The 18,823-nt window shown below is 62.9% G+C and carries 17 protein-coding genes; 9 read left to right on the top strand and 8 right to left on the bottom strand.

The features are described 5' to 3' along the window. Positions 1 to 6 precede the first annotated feature (6 nt). Genes sppA through LNV08_RS16950 form a run of 3 tightly spaced genes read right to left on the bottom strand, consistent with a single transcriptional unit; the run spans position 7 to position 3,173 of the window. Positions 7 to 1,863 (bottom strand): signal peptide peptidase SppA, encoded by a 1,857-nt coding sequence (sppA, locus tag LNV08_RS16940; protein ID WP_263534911.1) that lies wholly within the window; start codon positions 1,861 to 1,863, stop codon positions 7 to 9. A gap of 35 nt (positions 1,864 to 1,898) precedes the next feature. After that, positions 1,899 to 2,528: a glutathione S-transferase gene (locus LNV08_RS16945; protein WP_263534912.1), complete on the bottom strand. Its 630-nt coding sequence runs from the start codon at positions 2,526 to 2,528 to the stop codon at positions 1,899 to 1,901. Positions 2,529 to 2,543: 15 nt separating this feature from the next. Beyond that, the gene (locus LNV08_RS16950) at positions 2,544 to 3,173 is read right to left on the bottom strand and encodes a glutathione S-transferase C-terminal domain-containing protein (RefSeq protein WP_263534913.1); all 630 of its coding nucleotides are present in this window, start codon (positions 3,171 to 3,173) and stop codon (positions 2,544 to 2,546) included. 202 nt (positions 3,174 to 3,375) lie between these two features. Between LNV08_RS16950 and LNV08_RS16955 the strand changes: the two genes are divergently transcribed. Continuing rightward, on the top strand, positions 3,376 to 4,251 hold the full coding sequence (locus LNV08_RS16955; RefSeq protein WP_263534914.1) for a serine hydrolase: 876 nt from the start codon (positions 3,376 to 3,378) through the stop codon (positions 4,249 to 4,251). Between the two features lie 97 nt (positions 4,252 to 4,348). Continuing rightward, entirely contained in the window at positions 4,349 to 5,725 is a 1,377-nt protein-coding gene (gene purB / locus LNV08_RS16960) for an adenylosuccinate lyase (protein WP_263534915.1), read from the top strand. 121 nt (positions 5,726 to 5,846) lie between these two features. Here purB and LNV08_RS16965 read toward each other — a convergent pair whose 3' ends face one another. Together LNV08_RS16965 and LNV08_RS16970 are read right to left on the bottom strand one after the other, a co-directional pair. Then, on the bottom strand, positions 5,847 to 6,488 hold the full coding sequence (locus LNV08_RS16965) for a Crp/Fnr family transcriptional regulator (protein WP_263535065.1): 642 nt from the start codon (positions 6,486 to 6,488) through the stop codon (positions 5,847 to 5,849). A 94-nt stretch (positions 6,489 to 6,582) separates the two neighbouring features. Then, the gene (locus LNV08_RS16970) at positions 6,583 to 7,509 is read right to left on the bottom strand and encodes a GNAT family N-acetyltransferase (protein WP_263534916.1); all 927 of its coding nucleotides are present in this window, start codon (positions 7,507 to 7,509) and stop codon (positions 6,583 to 6,585) included. A 64-nt stretch (positions 7,510 to 7,573) separates the two neighbouring features. Between LNV08_RS16970 and pyrF the strand changes: the two genes are divergently transcribed. The 6 genes from pyrF to LNV08_RS17000 all read left to right on the top strand — a co-directional run bounded on the left by pyrF (position 7,574) and on the right by LNV08_RS17000 (position 14,591). Then, complete coding sequence (gene pyrF / locus LNV08_RS16975) at positions 7,574 to 8,410, top strand: orotidine-5'-phosphate decarboxylase (RefSeq protein WP_263534917.1); 837 nt, start codon at positions 7,574 to 7,576, stop codon at positions 8,408 to 8,410. Positions 8,411 to 8,567: 157 nt separating this feature from the next. Further along, complete coding sequence (locus LNV08_RS16980) at positions 8,568 to 11,852, top strand: PAS domain-containing hybrid sensor histidine kinase/response regulator (RefSeq protein ID WP_263534918.1); 3,285 nt, start codon at positions 8,568 to 8,570, stop codon at positions 11,850 to 11,852. Positions 11,853 to 11,878: 26 nt separating this feature from the next. Then, entirely contained in the window at positions 11,879 to 12,586 is a 708-nt protein-coding gene (gene ypfH / locus LNV08_RS16985; protein ID WP_263534919.1) for an esterase, read from the top strand. Next, entirely contained in the window at positions 12,583 to 12,849 is a 267-nt protein-coding gene (locus tag LNV08_RS16990) for a response regulator (RefSeq protein WP_263534920.1), read from the top strand. The genes ypfH and LNV08_RS16990 overlap by 4 nt, the downstream gene beginning before the upstream one ends. Then, positions 12,827 to 13,276 (top strand): winged helix-turn-helix domain-containing protein, encoded by a 450-nt coding sequence (locus tag LNV08_RS16995; protein ID WP_263534921.1) that lies wholly within the window; start codon positions 12,827 to 12,829, stop codon positions 13,274 to 13,276. The genes LNV08_RS16990 and LNV08_RS16995 overlap by 23 nt, the downstream gene beginning before the upstream one ends. Next, positions 13,263 to 14,591, top strand: a complete 1,329-nt coding sequence (locus LNV08_RS17000) for an ATP-binding protein (protein ID WP_263534922.1) — start codon at positions 13,263 to 13,265, stop codon at positions 14,589 to 14,591. The genes LNV08_RS16995 and LNV08_RS17000 overlap by 14 nt, the downstream gene beginning before the upstream one ends. 9 nt (positions 14,592 to 14,600) lie before the next feature. Here the strand turns inward: LNV08_RS17000 and LNV08_RS17005 are convergent, their stop codons facing one another. Next, on the bottom strand, positions 14,601 to 15,155 hold the full coding sequence (locus LNV08_RS17005) for an outer membrane beta-barrel protein (RefSeq protein ID WP_263534923.1): 555 nt from the start codon (positions 15,153 to 15,155) through the stop codon (positions 14,601 to 14,603). Positions 15,156 to 15,354: 199 nt separating this feature from the next. Further along, positions 15,355 to 16,701 (bottom strand): sensor histidine kinase, encoded by a 1,347-nt coding sequence (locus LNV08_RS17010; protein ID WP_263534924.1) that lies wholly within the window; start codon positions 16,699 to 16,701, stop codon positions 15,355 to 15,357. 44 nt (positions 16,702 to 16,745) lie between these two features. Here LNV08_RS17010 and LNV08_RS17015 point away from each other — a divergent pair, with 44 nt between their 5' ends. Beyond that, positions 16,746 to 17,393 carry a response regulator gene (locus tag LNV08_RS17015; RefSeq protein WP_263534925.1) on the top strand — a complete coding sequence of 216 codons (648 nt, stop codon included), beginning with the start codon at positions 16,746 to 16,748 and terminating at the stop codon, positions 17,391 to 17,393. Here LNV08_RS17015 and LNV08_RS17020 read toward each other — a convergent pair. Then, entirely contained in the window at positions 17,390 to 18,790 is a 1,401-nt protein-coding gene (locus tag LNV08_RS17020; protein WP_263534926.1) for a sensor histidine kinase, read from the bottom strand. The two genes, LNV08_RS17015 and LNV08_RS17020, sit on opposite strands and share 4 nt — an antisense overlap. Positions 18,791 to 18,823: the final 33 nt, after the last annotated feature.

Genomic DNA, 18,823 nt, shown 5'->3' on the forward strand with positions numbered 1-18,823 from the left:
CTGAATTCAAGGCGCCGTACACAGGCAATGCACGACCGCACCGAACGGCTTGCGGCTGTTGCTGACTTCGGCGACAAAGGCCAACTCTGCACTCGCCTGCTGCAAGGCGGCGGGCAAGCTCAAACCCAACTCGGCGCGAATCGCTGCCGCAATCGACGGCGCCAACACATCCTCCAGGCTGCTTAGCAAACGCTCCCAGCGGCCCATCTCGCCTTCGACATAACTCACCCGCGCATCGGTGCCCAGCTTAGCCTTGGCAGCGGCCGATTTGATCGCGTCATCCAGGCTACCCAAACGGTCCACCAGGCCGCGCTCCAAGGCTTGGGCACCGGTCCAGACGCGCCCCTGAGCGACGGCGTCCAGCTCGGCCACCGTCTTCTTGCGCGCGGCCGCTGCTTTGCCGGTGAACTCGGCATAGATGTGGTTGATGCCGGACTGCACCACCGAAGCCAAGCGCGGGTCGAGCGGGCGGCGCGGGTCGTAGCCGCCGGCCAGCCAAGTGGTGGTGTGGCCGCCGGTGTGGATGGACAGCTTCTCCAGCAGCTTTTCGCCGGTCGGCAGCATGCCGAACACGCCGATCGAGCCGGTGATGGTGCCGGCCTCGGCAATCACCTCGTCCGATGCCATCGAAATCCAATAACCGCCCGAAGCCGCCACATCGCCCATGGAAACCACGACAGGCTTGCCGGCCTTGCGCGTCAGCTCCAACTCACGCCGAATCACTTCCGACGCAAAAGCGCTGCCGCCGGGCGAATTGACGCGCAGCACCAGCGACTTGATGTTCTCATCCTCGCGCGCTTGGCGAATCAGCCTGGCGGTCGAATCGCCGCCGATGCGGCCCGGCCCGGCCGAGCCGTCGCTGATTTCACCCTCGGCCACCACGATGCCGACCGCCGGGCCATGTTCCAAGACCGGCTTCACATGCACCTGGTACTCGGCAAAGCTGACGCGCCGATAGCTATTGCCCTTGTCGTCCTTGGCGCCGCGCGCGATCAGCAACTCACGCACCTCGTCGCGAGTCTTGATGCCGTCGATCAGCTTGGACTGCAGCGCCAGCTTGGCCGCGTCGCCGCCGACGGCGGCCAGCGCTTCCGGCAACTTCTCGATGCCAGCCGCCACTGCGCCCTTAGGCAGCTTGCGCGCCGACTCAATCGCGGCCGTATAGCCCGTCCACAACTCGCCCAGCAAATAACTCTCTGCTTCCAGTGACGCCGGCGACGGCGCATTGGCAAAGTAGGGCTCGGCAAAGCTCTTGAAAGTGCCCACGCGCAGCACATTGGCCGACACGCCCAGGCGGTCCAGCGCGTCTTTGTAGTAATTGCGATAACGCCCGAAACCCTCAATCCTCACCGAACCCAGCGGGTTCAAGTAAATCTCATTGGCCTGCGCGGCCAAAAAGTAGCCGCGCTGATCAAAGTGGTCGCCATAAGCAATGATCTTCTTGCCGCCGGCCTTGAAGCGATTCAGTGCTGCCGACACCTCGTGCAGCCCCGCCATACCGGCGCCGTCAAACTCGTCCAGCTGCAGCAAGACCTGGCTGATATGGGGGTCCTTGCCGGCGGTCTCCAGCGTCGCCAGCACATCGCGCAGCCGCGTCTGGCGCTGCGCATTGCCCTTGAGCTGCGCCATTACCTGCTCGCGGGCGGAACCGGAAAACTGCTCCACCAAGCCGCCGCGCAAATCCAGCACCAAGGTTGTCTTGTCTTTGAGCGGCGCAGGGCCGCGCGACATCAGGCCGCTGACCAGAGCCACCAACAGCGCCAACATCAGCAGGTTCAGCAAGAAACGCCGGCTCGCATCCAGCGCCGCCCAAAACTTGCGAATCACCCACCACAGGCCAAAGAACACGCTTTTCACGCCCATATTTTTGCCACTTGCGTGGGCTCCTCATTGATTGATCAGTTTGTGCCGGGCGATTGTGCAGCAAGGGCCGGCTTGGCCATGATGGCGACGAACAAATCGCTCGCCACCCAGGCGTGCAACCAGCCCCGCAGTGCCGGGTAGGGCGCAGCCTCGAACCAGACCGCGTCAACTCCGGCAAACTGCCGTATGAAGGGCAGCAAAGCCAAATCCAGCCAGCTCGGACTTGCCCCCAGCAAATAAGCTTGCCGCTCCAAGCGCTGTTCCAGCGGCGCCAGCATCAAGGCTTCGGCCTCGGCGCGCCAGGCCGGCTGAGTCTGCCGTGGGTGGCGATCAGGGTATTTGTAGCGGTCCAGCAACTGCTTGAACGGGCCATCGTTGAGCGCCAGCCAAGGCAGCGACTCGGCATCCAGTTCTGGCCGGCGCCAACCCTGGGGGTCGGCCTGCGCCAAGGCCCACAACATGATGTCGGCGCTTTGCTCCAGGACCTCACCGCTGGGCAGCAGCAAGACCGGCACGGTGCCCTTGGGTGACAGTCGCAAGAGCTCGGGCGGCTTGGCCCGCAACTGCACCTCGTGAATATTCAGCTGAACGCCGGCGTAATGCAGCGCCAGCCGCGCCCGCATCGCGTAAGGACAGCGGCGAAAGGAATACAGCAGCGGCAGCAAGGCTGCGCTCGGGTGTCAGGGCGCCGGCGGCGCGGTGTCGATAAAGCTCTGGCGAGCGCTGAGCTTCTCGAAATGGCGGGCCAGGTTCGGATTCGCGTCACGCCAGGCAATGGCCGGGAAGCGGAAGTCCAGATAGCCCAAGGCGCAGCCGACCGCGATATCGGCGAGCGAAAAGTGATTGCCCCAGCACCAGGCTTTGTCGCCCAGGCCCTGGTTCATGGCGGTGCAGGCGGCAGCAACCTTGTCGAGCTGACGCTGCACCCAGGCTTCGCAGCGCTGTTCGGGCGGGCGGCCGGCAAACTTGTTTTCCAGCAGCGCCAAGACGGCTGCGTCCATCACGCCATCGGCCAGTGCCTCCCAGGTTTTGACTTCGGTGCGTTCGCGGCCGCGCTCGGGGATCAGCTTGCCGACCGGCGACAGCGTGTCCACATATTCCACGATCACGCGCGAGTCAAACACCGCACCGGTGATCGAATCCTGCCCTTCCATCACCAGGCAGGGCACCTTGCCCAGCGGATTCATCTTCAGAATCGCATCACTGCTCCAGACATCCTCCAGCACCAGCTGGTAGTCGAGCTTCTTTTCGGCCATCACGATACGCACCTTGCGAACGAAGGGGCTGGTAAGGGATCCGATGAGTTTCATTTTGCTTTGTGACCTGATTCTGTTTGACTTCATTCTAGCCACGCCAATGTTGCGCGCCAGACTGTACAAGTGGGGCTTTCTGGTGCAGGGGAAGCGCCGCCAACATGCCAATCGGGCCATCAAAGGCCGGCGCTCGCCAATAGCTGAGTGCTGCGCTCATTAGAATCAGCACTGTTCCCCAGCTCAGCCTCGCTACCCATAGATGACCAAGTCCCCGACGCCGCTTGCCCGCCAGCCTTTAAAGTTAGCTTTTGCACTGCTCTTGAGTGCTTGCGTGTTGCCGGCCCAGGCCAAGGCGCCCAGCAAGCAGGCAGCCGAGCATGTCCCCAGCCTCAGCGATGTACCCATCAACGCCAAGCATGTGCTGGTGCTGGACGAGGGCTCGGGCAAGGTCTTGAAGGAAAAGCAGGCCGACAGCGTGGTGCCGATCGCCTCCTTGACCAAGCTGATGACCGCGATGGTGGTGCTGGATGCCAAGTCAAATATGCAGGAAGTCATACGCATAGACAGCGCCGACCGGGACACCCTCAAGCACAGCCTCTCGTTCTTGCCGGTGGGCGCGCAGCTGACCCGCCAGGATGCTTTGACCTTGGCCTTGATGGCCTCGGAGAACCGCGCCGCAGCGGCTTTGGCGCGCACATTCCCCGGCGGCCTGGCCGCTTTTCAGCTGGCGGTCAGCGCGAAGATCCGCGCCTTGGGCCTGACCCACACCCAGATCAGCGAAGCCACCGGCCTGTCGCCGCAGAACACCTCGACCGCCATCGAAGTGGCCAAGATTGCCGCAGCAGCCGCTCGTTACCCCGCGATCGCCGACATCACCAGCGATAAAAAAGCCACCATCCCCGTCAGTGGCCGCAAGCGCGAGTTTCACAACACCAATCGCCTGGTCGGCAAAAAGGGCTGGGACATCCGCTTGTCCAAGACCGGCTACACCGAGGAAGCCGGGCGCTGCCTGACCATGCGCATGCTGAGCGGCGGCAAGAACGTGACCGTCGTCTTGCTGGACGCCGACGGCTCGGCGGCTCGCCTGCAAGACGCCGGCAAGATCCGCCGTTCGCTGGAAAAAGCGCGCGGCTGATCTGGCCGCCCGCGCCGGTCCCTGGGGTCTGATGGGCGACGAGATAAAATCCCAGGGTTTGCCCTCAGTCTCACCCGGTCTCAGCACCGCATACGCCATGAACCTATCCGCCTTTTCCTCGATCAGCGCCCTTTCGCCGCTGGATGGCCGTTACGCCGCACGCGTGGCGCCGCTGCGCCCCTTGCTGTCCGAGTTCGGCCTGATGCACCGCCGGGTGCAGGTTGAAGTGGAATGGTTCATTGCCTTGTCGGACGCCGGCTTTGCCGAATTCAAGCCGCTGACCGGCGCCGCCCGCGGCCTGCTACGCGGCCTGGTCTCGCGCTTCTCGGAAGTCGACGCGCAAGCCATCAAGGACATCGAGAAGACCACCAACCATGATGTGAAGGCGGTCGAGTACTGGCTCAAGTCGCGCTTCGAGAACAGCCCCGAGCTGAAGGCGGCCGGCGAGTTCGTGCACTTTGCTTGCACCAGCGAAGACATCAACAACACCAGCCACGGTCTGATGCTCAAGACCGCCCGCGCCGATGTGCTCTTGCCCACCATCGACCGCATCACCGCCAAGCTCACCGACATGGCCCACGCGATGGCTGCCACGCCTATGCTGGCCCGCACGCATGGCCAGACCGCCAGCCCGACAACACTCGGCAAGGAAGTCGCCAACGTCGTGGCGCGCCTGCGCAATGCGCGCAGCCGCATCGCCGACGTGAAGCTACTGGCCAAGATGAACGGCGCCGTTGGCAATTACAACGCCCATCTGTCGGCCTGGCCCGAGTTCGACTGGGAGGCCTTCAGCCAGCGCGTGATCGAGCAGCAGCTGGGCCTGACCTTCAACCCTTACACCATCCAGATCGAGCCGCACGACTATATGGCCGAACTTTTCGATGCTGTCACGCGCCTGAACACCATCCTGATCGACTGGTCACGTGATGTCTGGAGTTATGTGTCCTTGGGTTACTTCAAGCAGCGCACGATTGCCGGCGAGATCGGCTCTTCGACCATGCCGCACAAGGTCAACCCGATCGACTTCGAAAACGCCGAGGGCAATTTCGGGCTCGCCAACGCGCTGCTCACTCACTTGAGCCAGAAACTGCCGATCAGCCGCATGCAACGCGACCTGACCGACTCCACCGTTCTGCGCAATATGGGTGTGGCGATCGGCTACGCGGTCTTGGGCTATGAGTCGCTGCTCAAGGGCCTGGACAAGCTGGAAGTCAACGAGGCCAAGCTAGCGGAAGATCTGGACGGAGCTTGGGAAGTGCTGGCTGAGCCGATCCAGACCGTGATGCGCCGCTTCGCCTTGCCCAACCCCTATGAGCGCCTGAAAGAGCTGACCCGCGGCAAGGCCATCACGGCCGAGGGCGTGCGTGAGTTCATCAACGGGCTGGAAATCCCCGAGGCCGAGAAAGCCAGGTTGCTGGCGATGACGCCAGGCAGCTATGTGGGCAAGGCGGCGGAGTTGGCGAAGCGCATCTAACTCGGCAAACCGATGCCACCTGGGCGCCCTGCGGGGCGCTTTTTTATTGCCTGTTTGCCAAGTCGGCAGCAGCGCACAAGCTAGGAAAGCGAGCAACAACGCCCAGCTACTTGCAGCACCCTCACCACCCCGCCGGTAACTTCTTCAGCAAGACTAAGCGCCCATCCCGCTGCTCGACATAGCCCCCTTGCAGCAACTGCTTGAAGATCCGACTGATCATCTCTCGCGAGGAGCCGACCCGCTCGGCGATGTCTTGCTGGGTCAGCTTCAGTGACAGCAGCCTTGGCCCGCCGTCCGGGGGCTCGGCGCCGGCCAACTCATTGAGCATGCGGGCCACCCGCTGATAGACATCGTCCAGCGCCAAGCTCTTGACGTTGTCGGTCGAGCGGCGCAGCAGCAGAGCCAGACGCTGGATCAGGTGATAGGCAAAGTCAGGGTACTGGGCCAAGAACTTGCGCATATCCGCCCCGCGCACCATCACGCAACGCAGCGGCTCCAAACTGGCCACCGAGGCCGAGCGCGGCGCGCCGTCCAGCAGGCTCAGTTCGCCAAAATACTCGCCCGGACCGAGCGTGTTGTAAATCACTTCGCGGCCGTCATCGCCGGCGCCGTAGACCTTGACCCGCCCGGCCAACAAGATAAAGAACGCATCCGACTGATCGCCCTCGTTAATCAAGACGGCATGCGCCGGATAGTTTCGCGCATCACCACGGCTGGCGATCGCGGCCAGCATTTCATCCTGCAATTTCTCGGCCTGGTCCATACTCACTCCGAAGCGACGCCTATCAATAGCGGGCAATCAAGACAGACCGCGCCTGCGCCCCGCCCGCCGCAGTGTACTGAAGCCAAAGTCAGCCTTAGGCCAAGTCTTCCCAAGCCAGCGCCGCAATCTGCCAGCGGCGGCCGGTATTGAGCACTTGCACGGTCTTGACGCCCTCGGCCTCGAAGGCCTCGCCGTCAAGAACGCCCTGCTTGCGGTAACGCAGCCATGCCTGTGCGATGCGGCCATGGCGTTCGATGCGCTGCTGGGTGATCGCTTCATCAAACTGCTGCAGACGGCCGCCCGGGCGAAGCAGCTCGGCGCGCGGCAAGACAAAGTCCTGCACGCTCATACGGTGCAGGCCGGTGTCGTCGGCACGACTGATCACTGCTTCAGGCAGGAACATATAGGGCAAGGCCGCAAGACAAGGGTTGCGGCCTTGCCGGGTGTTAAAGACGGCAAAGAAGCGCCGCAGCAGACCCGCAATGCGCGCCTCCTCCTCAGCGGCCGCCGTCGGCTCGCCTGTCGCATAGACTTTGCTCAAGCCTTCAACGCCGGCAAACTGTGTGGTTTCCAGATAGCGCAGGCCTAAGTCCTCCAACAGCCGACCCGAGGCCTCGTTGAAGGGCGCGGTCGTGGCCATCACTTGGGGCTCGCCCAAGACCTCGCGGGCGTAATCCAGACAAGCACGCGCCGCCTCGCGGGCATAACCTTGGCCCCAATAGCGCGGCAGCAAGGCATAGCCGATATCGGGCACCGGCAGATAGTCGCGCTGCAGGATGCCGGCCATGCCCATCAATACACCGTCGCTGCCGCGCTCCACTGCCCATAGCCCCAAACCCTTTTCCCAGCAGGGGCGAATCAGCTTTTCTTCCATCCAGAAGCGGGCAGCACCGAGGTCGCGCACGCCGGGATCATTGATATTGAGCTTCCAGGAGTCCTGCTGCAGCTGCTCCAGCACATAGGCCTCGTCGCCGGGCGCGAACCAGCGCAGGCGCAGTCTTTCGGTCGTCAACACAAGCATGCAGGCCGCCTCTTCATAAAACCCTGGACAATACGGCACCTTAAACGATGCAGAAAAAACAACCATGAACTTCATCCAGCAACTACGCCAAGCCGAAAGCCTCAACGACTCTTTGCTCTGTGTGGGGCTGGACCCGGAACCGGCCAAGTTCCCCGGTAGCTGGAAGGGCGACGCAGGCCGTATTTATGACTTCTGCGCCGCGATCGTGGACGCGACCAAGGACCTGGTCATTGCCTTCAAGCCGCAAATCGCCTACTTCGCAGCCCACCGCGCGGAGAGCCAGCTGGAGCAGCTGATGGCGCATATCAAGCGCGTGGCGCCCCATGTGCCCGTGATCCTGGACGCCAAGCGCGGCGATATTGGCTCGACTGCCGAGCAATACGCCAAGGAGGCGTTCGAGCGTTACCAGGCCGACGCGGTGACGCTGTCGCCCTTCATGGGTTTTGACACCATCGAGCCTTATTTGCGCTATCCGGACAAGGGCGCCATTTTGCTGTGCCGCACCTCCAACCCCGGCGGCAGCGACTGGCAAAACCAGCGCCTGGCCGATGTGCCCGGCCAACCCAAGCTGTACGAGCATTTGGCCCGTTTGGCCCAGACCGACTGGAACAAGAATGGCCAGCTCGGCCTGGTGGTGGGCGCCACCTTCCCCGCCGAAATCGCGCGGGTGCGCGAGCTGGCGCCGACGCTGCCGCTGCTGATTCCTGGTGTTGGCGCGCAGGGCGGCGACGCAGAGGCGACCGTGCAGGCCGGCTGGGGGCCGACAGCGCCCATCATCGTCAGCAGTTCGCGCGCGGTGCTCTATGCCAGCTCGGGCGACGATTTTGCCGCCGCCGCACGCCGGGCCGCCATGCAAACCCGCGCACAGCTCAACCTGGCCCGCAAGCCAAGCAAACCCTGAGGCTTGCGCGCTACAGACCGGCAAGGCGTGCACAAATACCCAGAATGCGCTCCGGCAATCATTTAGGCCCTGATTCAGGTGCTAACCCAATGGTCAAGTGCCAGTTTGTCGGAGAGACTGCGGCCTTGAATCAAGTTTGAGCGAAGCGGTTGGCACAGTGAGCAAGGAACCCCAAGACGATTTGAGCAGCCTGGTCAGCCAGGAGTTGAGCCCGACCGATCAGCAAGCGCTGATGGAGCGCAATCTGCGCTGGCATGCGGCGCGGCTCTTTCTCGGTGCGGCCGGGGCCATCCTGCTGGCCGCAGCACTCGTGCTGCTGCTGGGCCGCCAAAGCGACGAGATGTTTGACGGCCTGCTGCCGCCTGCCGCATCCGCCGGCATTGCGCTGATGAGCCTGCTTGCCTTGTGGCGCTTGCCGCGCCGCCTGGGCATGCTGGCCGTCATCTCGACCATGGGCTTGGTGATGGGCCTGACGGTGCTGATCGCCGTGTCCCGCAATACCGGTCTGTACTCGCTGAGCTTGTCGGTGCTGGGCCTGCTGGCTGCCTTCTCGACCGCGATGCTGGGGCTGCGGGTTGGCGTGGCGCTGGCCGCCTTCAGCGTGGCCGCCGTACTGGGCTTGGGCTGGGCCGAACTGCAGGGCTGGCAAAGCAGCGCCGCCGCCTTGACCAGCCTGCCGCTACGCACCGCCACCCATTGCTTGTTGATAGTCGTCGGGCTGATTCTGGGCTACGCCATGCTGCGCATGGTGCAGCGCTCGACCAGAGAAGCGGCCGAGCGCAATGCGCGCTTTCGCGGCCTCTTGAGCATGGCGGCCGATTGGTACTGGGAGATGAACCGCGACTACCGCTTCACCCATCTGGCCGAAGACACGCCGGGCAAGTCGGGGCTGGACTTGCAAGCGCGCCTGGGCAAGACGCCCTGGGAGATCGAGAACCTGGGCGTCAGCGACGAGGACATGGACGCGCACCGCGCCGACCTGGAGTCGCACCGCCCTTTCCACGGCATGGTGGCGCGCCGCCGGGCGCTTGACGGCGGCATTGTCTACGTGTCTATCAGCGGCGAGCCGCGCTTTGACAGCCAGGGCAATTTCCGCGGCTACTGGGGCGTCGGCCGCGACGTCACGGACGAAGTGCAGGCCGAAAACGCCGTGCATGCCACCGAGACACGCTACCGCGAGCTGTTCCGCCGCTCGCCCAGCCCCCTGGTGCTGCACCGCTGGGGCCGTGTGCTGGACGCCAACCCGGCCGCGATGGCGATGTTCGGCTACACCCAGCGCAGCAGCATGATCGGCCAAGATCTGTTCTCGCATTACGAACCGGGCGACGACGAACGCGCCCGCCAGCGCGCGGCCAAGATCGAGGCCATGCCGGTGGGCGGCATGCTGCCGATGGCGGAGTTCCGCCTGCGCACACTTTCTAGGCGGCGCCGCCTGGTGTCGGCCACCAGCGTGCGGGTTGATGCCGCCAGCGGGGCGGCAACACTGAGTTTTTTCATCGACCAGACCGAGCAGTCACGCGCTCAAGAAGCCTTGCGCCGCTCCGAGGGCCTGCTCTCGCATCTGGTGGCCACCAGCCCCGATGTGATCACGCTGACCGAGATGAGTTCCGGTCGCTATGCCATGGTCAACAAGACCTTTGAGCGCCTGAGCGGCTATAGCAGCGAAGAAGTCTTGGGCCGCACGGCCGAAGAGTTAGGCGTCTGGCAAAACCTGGCCGAGCGCGACCATGTACTGGAGCTGATTCGTCTGAACGGGCGCTGCGATGAGTTCCCGGTCACGTTGCTGAACAAGGCGGGTGAGCCGATTTCCGTTTTGCTGTCGGCCGCGCCCTTTGCAATGGACGGCCAGCAATACCAGGTCACCAACTCGCGCGATGTGAGCGAATCCGAACGCAGCCGCCTGGTGCACCAGGCGATCCTGGAGAACGCCTCGATCGGCATCACGCTGACGCGGGACCAGCAATTCGTGCAGGTCAACCGCCTGGTCGAGGAGATGTTCGGCTGGCCCAGCGGCAGCCTGATCGGTCAACATGGCAGCGTGGTTTGGCCCAGCAAAGAGAGCTACCAGTCGATAGGCCAGGAACTGGGCGCCAAGTTGGAAGCAGGCGAGCAAGTCGAGACCGAGCAAACCATGCGCCGGCGCGACGGCAGCACGTTCTTGTGCCGCTTGCTGGCCAAGGCGGTGGACCCGCACCACCCCAGCCGCGGCGGCACGATCTGGATTCTGGAAGACATCACCGAGCGGCGCCGGGTCGAGGCCGCCTTGGCGCAGGCCAAGGACGAAGCGCAGGCGGCCAGCCGCGCCAAGAGCGCCTTCCTGGCCAATACCAGCCATGAGATCCGCACCCCGCTGAATGGCTTGTTAGGCTTGGCGCGCATGCTGCAACAGCCCGATCTGAGCGAGGCCACCCGGCGCGGCTACCTCGACCAAATGCTGGACAGCGCTGAGAGCCTGTCAGGTTTGATCTCCGACATCCTCGACCTCTCCAAGATCGAGGCCGGCCGGCTGACGCTGGAAGCGGCACCGTTCGGTTTGCGCGATATGTTGTCCACCATGCGCATGGCCTACTTCACGCTGGCGCAGGCGCACCGGCTGGGCTTTCAGATCGACGTGGACGCCGATGTACCGGCTTGGGTGGTCGGCGACCAGGTGCGCATTCGCCAGATCCTCAGCAATTATTTGTCAAATGCCTTGAAATTCACCGAGTCCGGCTCGGTGTCGGTGCGGGTCCTGAGTTCGGGACACGAGCGTGTGCGCATCGAGGTGATCGATACCGGCCCCGGCATCGCGCCGGCCATGCACGAGCGCCTGTTCCAGCCCTTCACGCAGGCCGACGAGTCAACCACGCGGCGCTATGGCGGCACCGGCCTGGGCCTGTCGATTTGCCGCGAGCTGGCAACGCTGATGGGTGGCGAGGTCGGCGTGCACAGCGAGCTGGGTCAGGGTTCGACCTTTTGGGCCGAGCTGCCGCTGCCGGCGGCGCCGACGCCGATCAGCAATCAGCCCCGCGAAGCCCGCGATAACGAAGACCTGCAAGGCCTGCGCGTGCTGATGGTGGAGGACCACCCGGTCAATATGATGATTGCCGTGGCGCAGCTGCAGCAATGGGGGCTGGAAGTGGCGCAGGCGATCGACGGCGCCCAAGCGGTCGAGGCCATTCTGGCCGCCGCCAGCATGGGCAAGCCTTTTGACGCAGTGCTGATGGACGTGCAGATGCCGGTGATGAGTGGGCACGAGGCCACGCGCGAGGTGCGCCGGCGCTTCAGCGGCGAAGAGCTGCCCATCATTGCCCTGACCGCAGCGGCGCTGGTGTCGGAGCGTGACGAAGCGCTGTCCGCCGGCATGAACGAATTCCTCACCAAGCCGATCGACGCGCCCAAGCTGCGCGCGACCTTGGTGCGGCTGATCGGGCACCGAGACAACGATCGCACGCGCACTTGACGGTCCGGCCCGGCGACAATCCGCCTATGAACAAGCCCCCCGCCCCCTTCGCCTCGCGCGCCGTCGCCATGCTGCCCGACAAGGGCGTGCCCGACTTATTGTTCCTGCTCCTGCACGGGGCTGGCGCCGACGCCGCGCAAATGCGGCCGCTGGCGCAAGCGCTGCGAGCGCAGTACCCGCAGGCTGCCGTGCTCGCGCTCAATGCGCCGCAGGCTGCAGAGGGCGGTCAGCATTGGTACCCGCTGGATGGCTGCAATGACGACAACCATGGTGAGCGGGTGCAAGCCGCCCTGCCCGCCTTCATCGCTACGGTGCGCAGCTGGGCGGCGCAGTGGGACTTGCCCTGGCAGCATGTCGCTCTGGGCGGCTTTTCTCAGGGCGCGGTGCTGGCCTTAGAGGCTGCGCAGGCCGAGGCGCAATTGGTGGGTCGGGTGCTGGCCTTCTCGGGCGCTTACGCCACGCCGCCGGTCCATGCGCCACATGAGGTCAGCCTGCATATTCTGCACGGCCAACTGGACGGCGTCTTGCCCTATCAAGACCAGGTCAGCGCGGCCCGTAGACTGGTGCAGTTAGGCGCCGACATCACAGCCGATGTCCTGCCCGACATCGGCCATGAATTGCACCCCGAGCTGATTGAGCGCGCGATGGAACAGCTGCGCACCTTCTTGCCGGCGCGGATGTGGAAAGAGGCGATGCAGGCGGCGGCCGAACAAGACGGAGCTGGGAAGAAATGACGGATGAAACTGCAGCACGCTTGCTCTTGGTCGAGGACGATGCTCGCCTGGCCGAGCTGGTCATCGCCAGCCTGAGCAAGGCCGGCTACCTGGTCAGCCATAGCGCCAGCGGCCTGGAAGGCGAGGCCATGATGCGCGCCGGAGGGTTTGATTTGGTGCTGCTGGACGGCCATTTGCCGGACAAGGACGGCTTTGACGTGCTGCGCGATGTGCGGCGCGCACTTTGCCGGCCGCATCGTCATGCTGACTGCCCGCGACGATGACATCGACCAGGTGATGGGCCTGGACGGCGGCGCCGACGACTACATCACCAAGCCGGTTTCGCCGCGCGTGCTCATGGCGCGGCTGAAGGCCTTGCTGCGTCGCGATACGCCGGCGCCTGCGACCTCCGACGAGATCGGTGAGCTGCGCTTCGGCGAACTGCTGATCAAGCCCGCTGCGCGTTCGGTCGTTTTGGCAAACGCCGACGTCGAGCTGACGACCGCCGAGTTTGATCTGCTGCTCTTCCTGGCCGAGCGCGCCGGCAGCGTCGTCACGCGCGACGACATCATGCAAGGCCTGCGCGGCCTGGAATTTGATGGCCTGGACCGTGCGATCGATGCGCGCATCTCTCGCCTGCGCAGAAAGCTTGGGGCCGTGGAGTACATCAAGACCGTGCGAGCTCAGGGTTATCTCTTTGCCAAAAACTAAAAACCCTTTGACGCGTTTGGCGCTGGGCGTGGGCCTGGCGGTGTTGGCGCTGGTGCTGCTAGTGCAAGGCGTGGTGTTGCTGGCCGTGGAAGAGATCAGCGATGACTATGTACGCCGCTTTATGCGCGGCACCGCGACCATGCTGGTGGAAGAGCTGCGTCCGCTGGACAGCGCTGCCCGCCTGCAGCGCGTCAAGCAGTTGGATGAGCTGTTCGTCTACCCGGTTCAAATTATTTCGACCGGCAGTCTGCCAAAACGACTGAGTGCTGCCGACCGTGATCGGCTGGCGCGCGGCGAGTTGCTGGTGCAGGGTTTCAACCGGCTGATTTACGCAGGCATCGCACCTGGCGATCCGCAGATCTTGCGCCTGGGGCCCCTGAATGCAGACAACCACCCCGGCAACGGCTGGGTGCTGCCGCGTGAGCTCTGGCTGCAACTGGCCGTGGCCTTGGCGCTGGCGGCCAGCGTGGTGCCGCTGAGCTGGTGGTTGATGCGCCCGGCCTGGCGTGACCTGCGCCACTTGCAAGAAGCCGGCGAGGCGATGCTGGCCGGGCGTTTTGATGAGCCGATCAAGGAAAGCCAAAGCCATTTGTTTGCGCCCATTGCGGCGGGCGGGCGCGCGATGCTGGCCAAGTTGGCCAGCGCCTTGGCCAGCCAGCGCGAGCTGACCGGTTCGATCTCGCACGAGCTGCGCACGCCCTTGGCGCGGCTGCGCTTCGCACTCGACGCCTTGGTGGACGAAGAAGACCCGGCCCAACGCGAGCTCGCCGTGCAGGCTTGTGAGCGCGATCTGGACGAGCTTGACACCCTGATCGACACCAGCCTGATGCTGGCCAGGCTGGACATGGGCGCGCTGGAGGCGCGCTGCGAAATGGGAGACTTGGCGGCGCTCTTGGCCGCCGAAGTGCAAAGCCTGGCGCCCTTGCTGGACGGCAAGAAGCTGCAAACCAATCTGCAGTTGCCGCCGCAAGTTCGCTTCGACGCCCGGCTGCTGCCTTATGGTCTGCGCAACGCGCTGCGCAATGCCGCCCGCCATGCGCGGGCTGAAGTATTGCTGTCTGCCTCGGTCGAGCAGGGTCAGGTCTTGCTGATGGTCGATGATGATGGCGAGGGCGTGCCCGTAGCCGAGCGCGAAGATGTGTTCACGCCCTTCAAACGTTTGGCGAACAAGCGCAGCGGTCATGGCTTCGGATTGGGGCTGGCGATCGTGCGGCGGGTTGCCGAAGCCCATGGCGGCGCGGCCCGCATCGAGACCGCGCCGCTGGGCGGGGCCAGGCTGCTGATGAGCTGGCCCGCCCAGATACAAGAGGCATAAACAAGATGCTTAGAAGTGGTAGTTCACGCCCATGCTCAGCACGTTGCTGGCATTGCCGTAAGTGGACTGCGTCGGCATATTGTTGAAGCGTGTCAGCTCGGTGCGCAGCGCCCAGTTCTTGTCGAGCGCGTACTCCATACCCAGGCCGGTCTTGAAGCCCACCGCATGGTTTTTGTCAAAGCCCGAGTAGCTGCGCTCATTGTGAGCGGCACCCAAACGACCGTAAAACGCAAACTTGTCGTTCAAGGGCAGGCGGCCGATGGCGTCCAGCGAATAGCTGGTGCTGGTGGATTCACCAGTGCCGATATGGGTTGAGCCCAAGCGTGTCACGCCCAGCTCGGTGGCGAAGTATTTGTTGAACTGATAGCCGCCGTAGAGGCCCCAGCTGGTGGCGGTTTTGTCGGTGGAGACGGCGGGCTTGGTCGGGCTCTTCAGATTATTGCTGGAGCGGCCGATGTCGCCGCCCACATAAAAGCCTTGCTCGGCAGCTCGGGCCTGACCAGGACCACTCAAGCCAGTCAAACAGGCCAGAGTCGTGGTGACGGCGGTGATTAGCTTCTTCATATGAGGTCCAACCTTTCTAATGTCAATAACGTTCTCGCTATACGGGTCCTGCTTGACAGCTGGCTGCTCCGAATGCGATGAAGTCATTGTGTTGAAAGGCCGCCTTGATGTCTGTGGGCCGACTGTTTGGCTTGTGTGACGGTGTGTGACAGGTGGGCAAGTGGGCAGTTGGCTCGCTCCGACCGACAAGCCGAATTACCTAGACCGGCGACGTCTGCAAGCCGCAGAGGGTAAATGTGGAGCCCTTCCCCACCTTTGACTGCAAGGCGATATCGCAGCCCAGATACGTTGCCTGCGCCTTGGCGATGGCCAGGCCCAAGCCATGGCTTTCGCTGGCCATGCGGTCATCAAAGCTGCGGTAGGCATCGAACAAGTGCTTTTGCTGCTCCAAAGCGATACCGCTGCCGCTGTCGCGCACCTCCAGGCACAGCCGCCTTGCTAGCGGGTAGCCTGTACGCAGCCGGACTCCGACATACACCGTGCCTGCAGCGGTGTGCTTGATGGCATTGCTAAGCAGGTTTTGCAGGATCGACTCCAGCATCTTTTTGTCTACCCAAACCGCTGTGTGGTGCAAACCATCGACTGCCGCAAAGCGTAGGCCTATACCTTTGCTGCTGACCTGCGCTTCAAACAAGGCATGCAAATCAGCAAAGAGCTGCGGCAGCTCCACCCACCCCATTTGCAGTTGCAAGGCGCCAGATTCCAAGCGCGACAACTCCAGCAGACGAGTCACTTGGCCGTGCAGCTCACCCAGAGCATTTGCCATTTTGGGGGCAACGGTGGCCACAGTTGAAGCGCAGTCTTGGCTCTGGGTTTGACTCAAAACCCCCAGATACAGGCCAAGCGCGCGAATAGGCTGCTTCAGATCGTGGCTAACGCCGGCCAAAAACAGAGATTTGGCTTGGGACGCATTTTCTGCCGCCGCCCTGCGCTCTCCCAGGTCCTCAATGAGCTGCTGGTTCTCAAACCGCAGGCGCATAGATTCGCGGTGCAGGCGGTTGGTGACATGCGCATAGCCAGAGGTCGAGGCAAGAAACACCAAAGTAAGGCCGGCCAAGGTGTAATGCTCGCCACCACCCGCAAGAGCCAAAAGAATGACAAACGGCAAGACCGTGGGCAACACGGCTGCGTAGAAGGCTGGCAAAAAAATTGAAACCGGCGCCACCGCGCCACCCGCCAAGCCGGCCACGACGGAGCCCGCCATCAATAGAGACAGTGGCCTGCTCGCATCAAAATACATCCAGGTGAACGCGCCCCACGTCGCGCCGGTCAAAAACGAAGACAGCGTGAAGCCCCACAGAATCGCCCGGTATCCCTCACCTTTCTCAAGACGGGGCTTCATGCGCCAGACAAACACCTCGCGCAACAGTGACAAGAGGCCACCCACCACAAACCAGATCGCAATGTGCAGGGTTGGCACATGCCCGTACATCAATCCCACACAGGTCAGCGCCATCAAAGTCACGCCGACATAGGGGAACGGAATTTCGTAGGCAAAATAGAGCGCGAATGCCTTTTCCTCATAGGCCCGAGCTGGTATCGACACCCGCCTTCTCCACATCATTGATGCCTCCCCATTGATTCAGCTCTATGCCCACCACCCGCATTCTCATCGCTGAAGACCATGCCATGCTCGCCGACGCATTGAGTATGCTGCTCAATGTGCAGGAGGATATGCAATGTGTAGGTATCGCCAGAGATGGCGCTAGCGCGCTGAGGCTGACGCTGCAAACCCAACCCGACATCTTGTTGCTCGACCTGGGCCTGCCCCAACTGGACGGGCTGGCTGTCATGAAAGCCTTGCAAGCTCAGGCCTCGCTGGTCCGAACCATCGTGGTCACTGCCCGCATGGATGCAGGCTCTGTGCGGGCCGCACTTGCGCTGGGCGCGGCCGGCTATGTACCCAAAAATGAAAGCAGCAGCGAGCTCCTGCTGGCCGTCCGGCGGGTGGCGCAGGGTCGGAGCTACATCAGCAATGAGATTGCCAATTTGTTTATGGATGCCGATGGTTCTTCCCCTGCCATCAAACTCACAGCCAGTGAAATCACCATCCTCCAATTGGTGGGCGAGGGCTTCACCAGCAAAGAAATAGGCATCAAACTTGGCATCAGCGAAGGCACAGTCCGCAAGCACCGAGAGAACCTGCGCAGCAAACTCGGCATACGCAATAGCGCAGAAATGGCGGCCTATGCCATTCGCACCCAAGCCAGTAGCCCCATCGAGCCCAAGGGCTGTTAACTCCTTAGCGCAGACTGATCCTGCGCTTGCTCCAGTTTGCCCTTGTGTGTACTCAAGCCGCACACAGTAAACACGGAACCCCGCCCCGGCGCACTTCTTACAGCTATCGACGCGCCAAGGTAGGTCGCCTGCGCCTTGGCGATGGCTAGGCCCAGGCCATGGCTTTCGCTGGCCTTGCGGTCATCGAAGCTGCGGTAGGCATCAAACAAGTAACTTTGCTGCTCCAGCGCGATGCCGCTGCCGGTGTCGCGCACCTCGATGCACAACTGCCGCCCGCGCCGATAGGCCATACGTTGCCGCACACCGATATACACCGTGCCCACTGCAGTGTGTTTGATGGCATTGCTGATCAGGTTTTGCAAGATGGACTCCAGCATTTGCAGGTCTACCCACAGCGCCCGGCTGCGCAGCCGCTCAAGGTTTGCAAATCTCAAACGGATACCCTTGCCTGCGGCCTGAGCTTCAAACAACACATGCAGGCCGGCAAATAGCGAGTCCAGATCTACCCGCGCCATCGTTACTTCTAACGCACCGGACTCCAGACGAGACAGTTCCAGCAGCCGGGTCACTTGGCCATGCAATTCGCCCAGAGCCATTTGCATTTTGGGCGCCACTTTGTCCACCACATCAGCGCGCTCCTGCCTTTGGGTGTGCTCCAGCACTCCCAGGTAGAGGCCGAGTGCCCTGATGGGTTGCTTCAAATCATGGCTCACGCCGGCCAGAAACAAAGACTTGGTGCTGGACGCCTGCTCAGCCGCCGCCCTGCGCTCACTCAGGTCTTCAATCAACTGCTGCTTCTCATAGCGCAGGCGCACCGCCTCGCGATGCATTCGATTGGCCGCATGGGCATAACGAAACGTGACCATCAGAAACAGCAGGTTCAAACCCAGCACCACCCAGTGCCCCGCGCGGCCGTCTTGCAAGAGCGTCAGCAAATACGGCCCATAGGCCCCAAGCACCAGCAGATAAAAGGTCGGCAGGTACACCGATGTGGGCGCCACCGAGCCCACGATGATGACGGTCATATAGGTGCTCAGGACGGCCATGGTCGTGGGTTCGTTCACGTCAAAGTACAGCCATGCAAAAAAACCTGACACCAGCCCCAAGGGTAGCGACAGGGCGGCACCACCGCGCAATGCAATGGCATAGCCATGTTCGGCGTTCACCCGTTTGCGCATGCGGCGATCAAACACCATGCGTGCAAGCACCGCCGCAATCGCCCACCCTGCCCAAACCAACAGCCAGGCATCCGACACTTTGCCGTACAGCACCCAGCCGATGAGCCCCAGCAGCAAGAACGTAGGCGCGATGGGAAACGGCAGATCAAACAGCACATGCCTGGCAAAGACCTTTTCTTGAAAGGTCTGCAGCGATTCGACCGGAACTGCCTGAGACATCAGCGCCGCCCTCATGAGCTATTGATGGATGAA

The organism is Paucibacter sp. TC2R-5 (genome assembly GCF_025717605.1).
Taxonomy (GTDB): Bacteria; Pseudomonadota; Gammaproteobacteria; order Burkholderiales; family Burkholderiaceae_C; genus Paucibacter_A; species Paucibacter_A albus.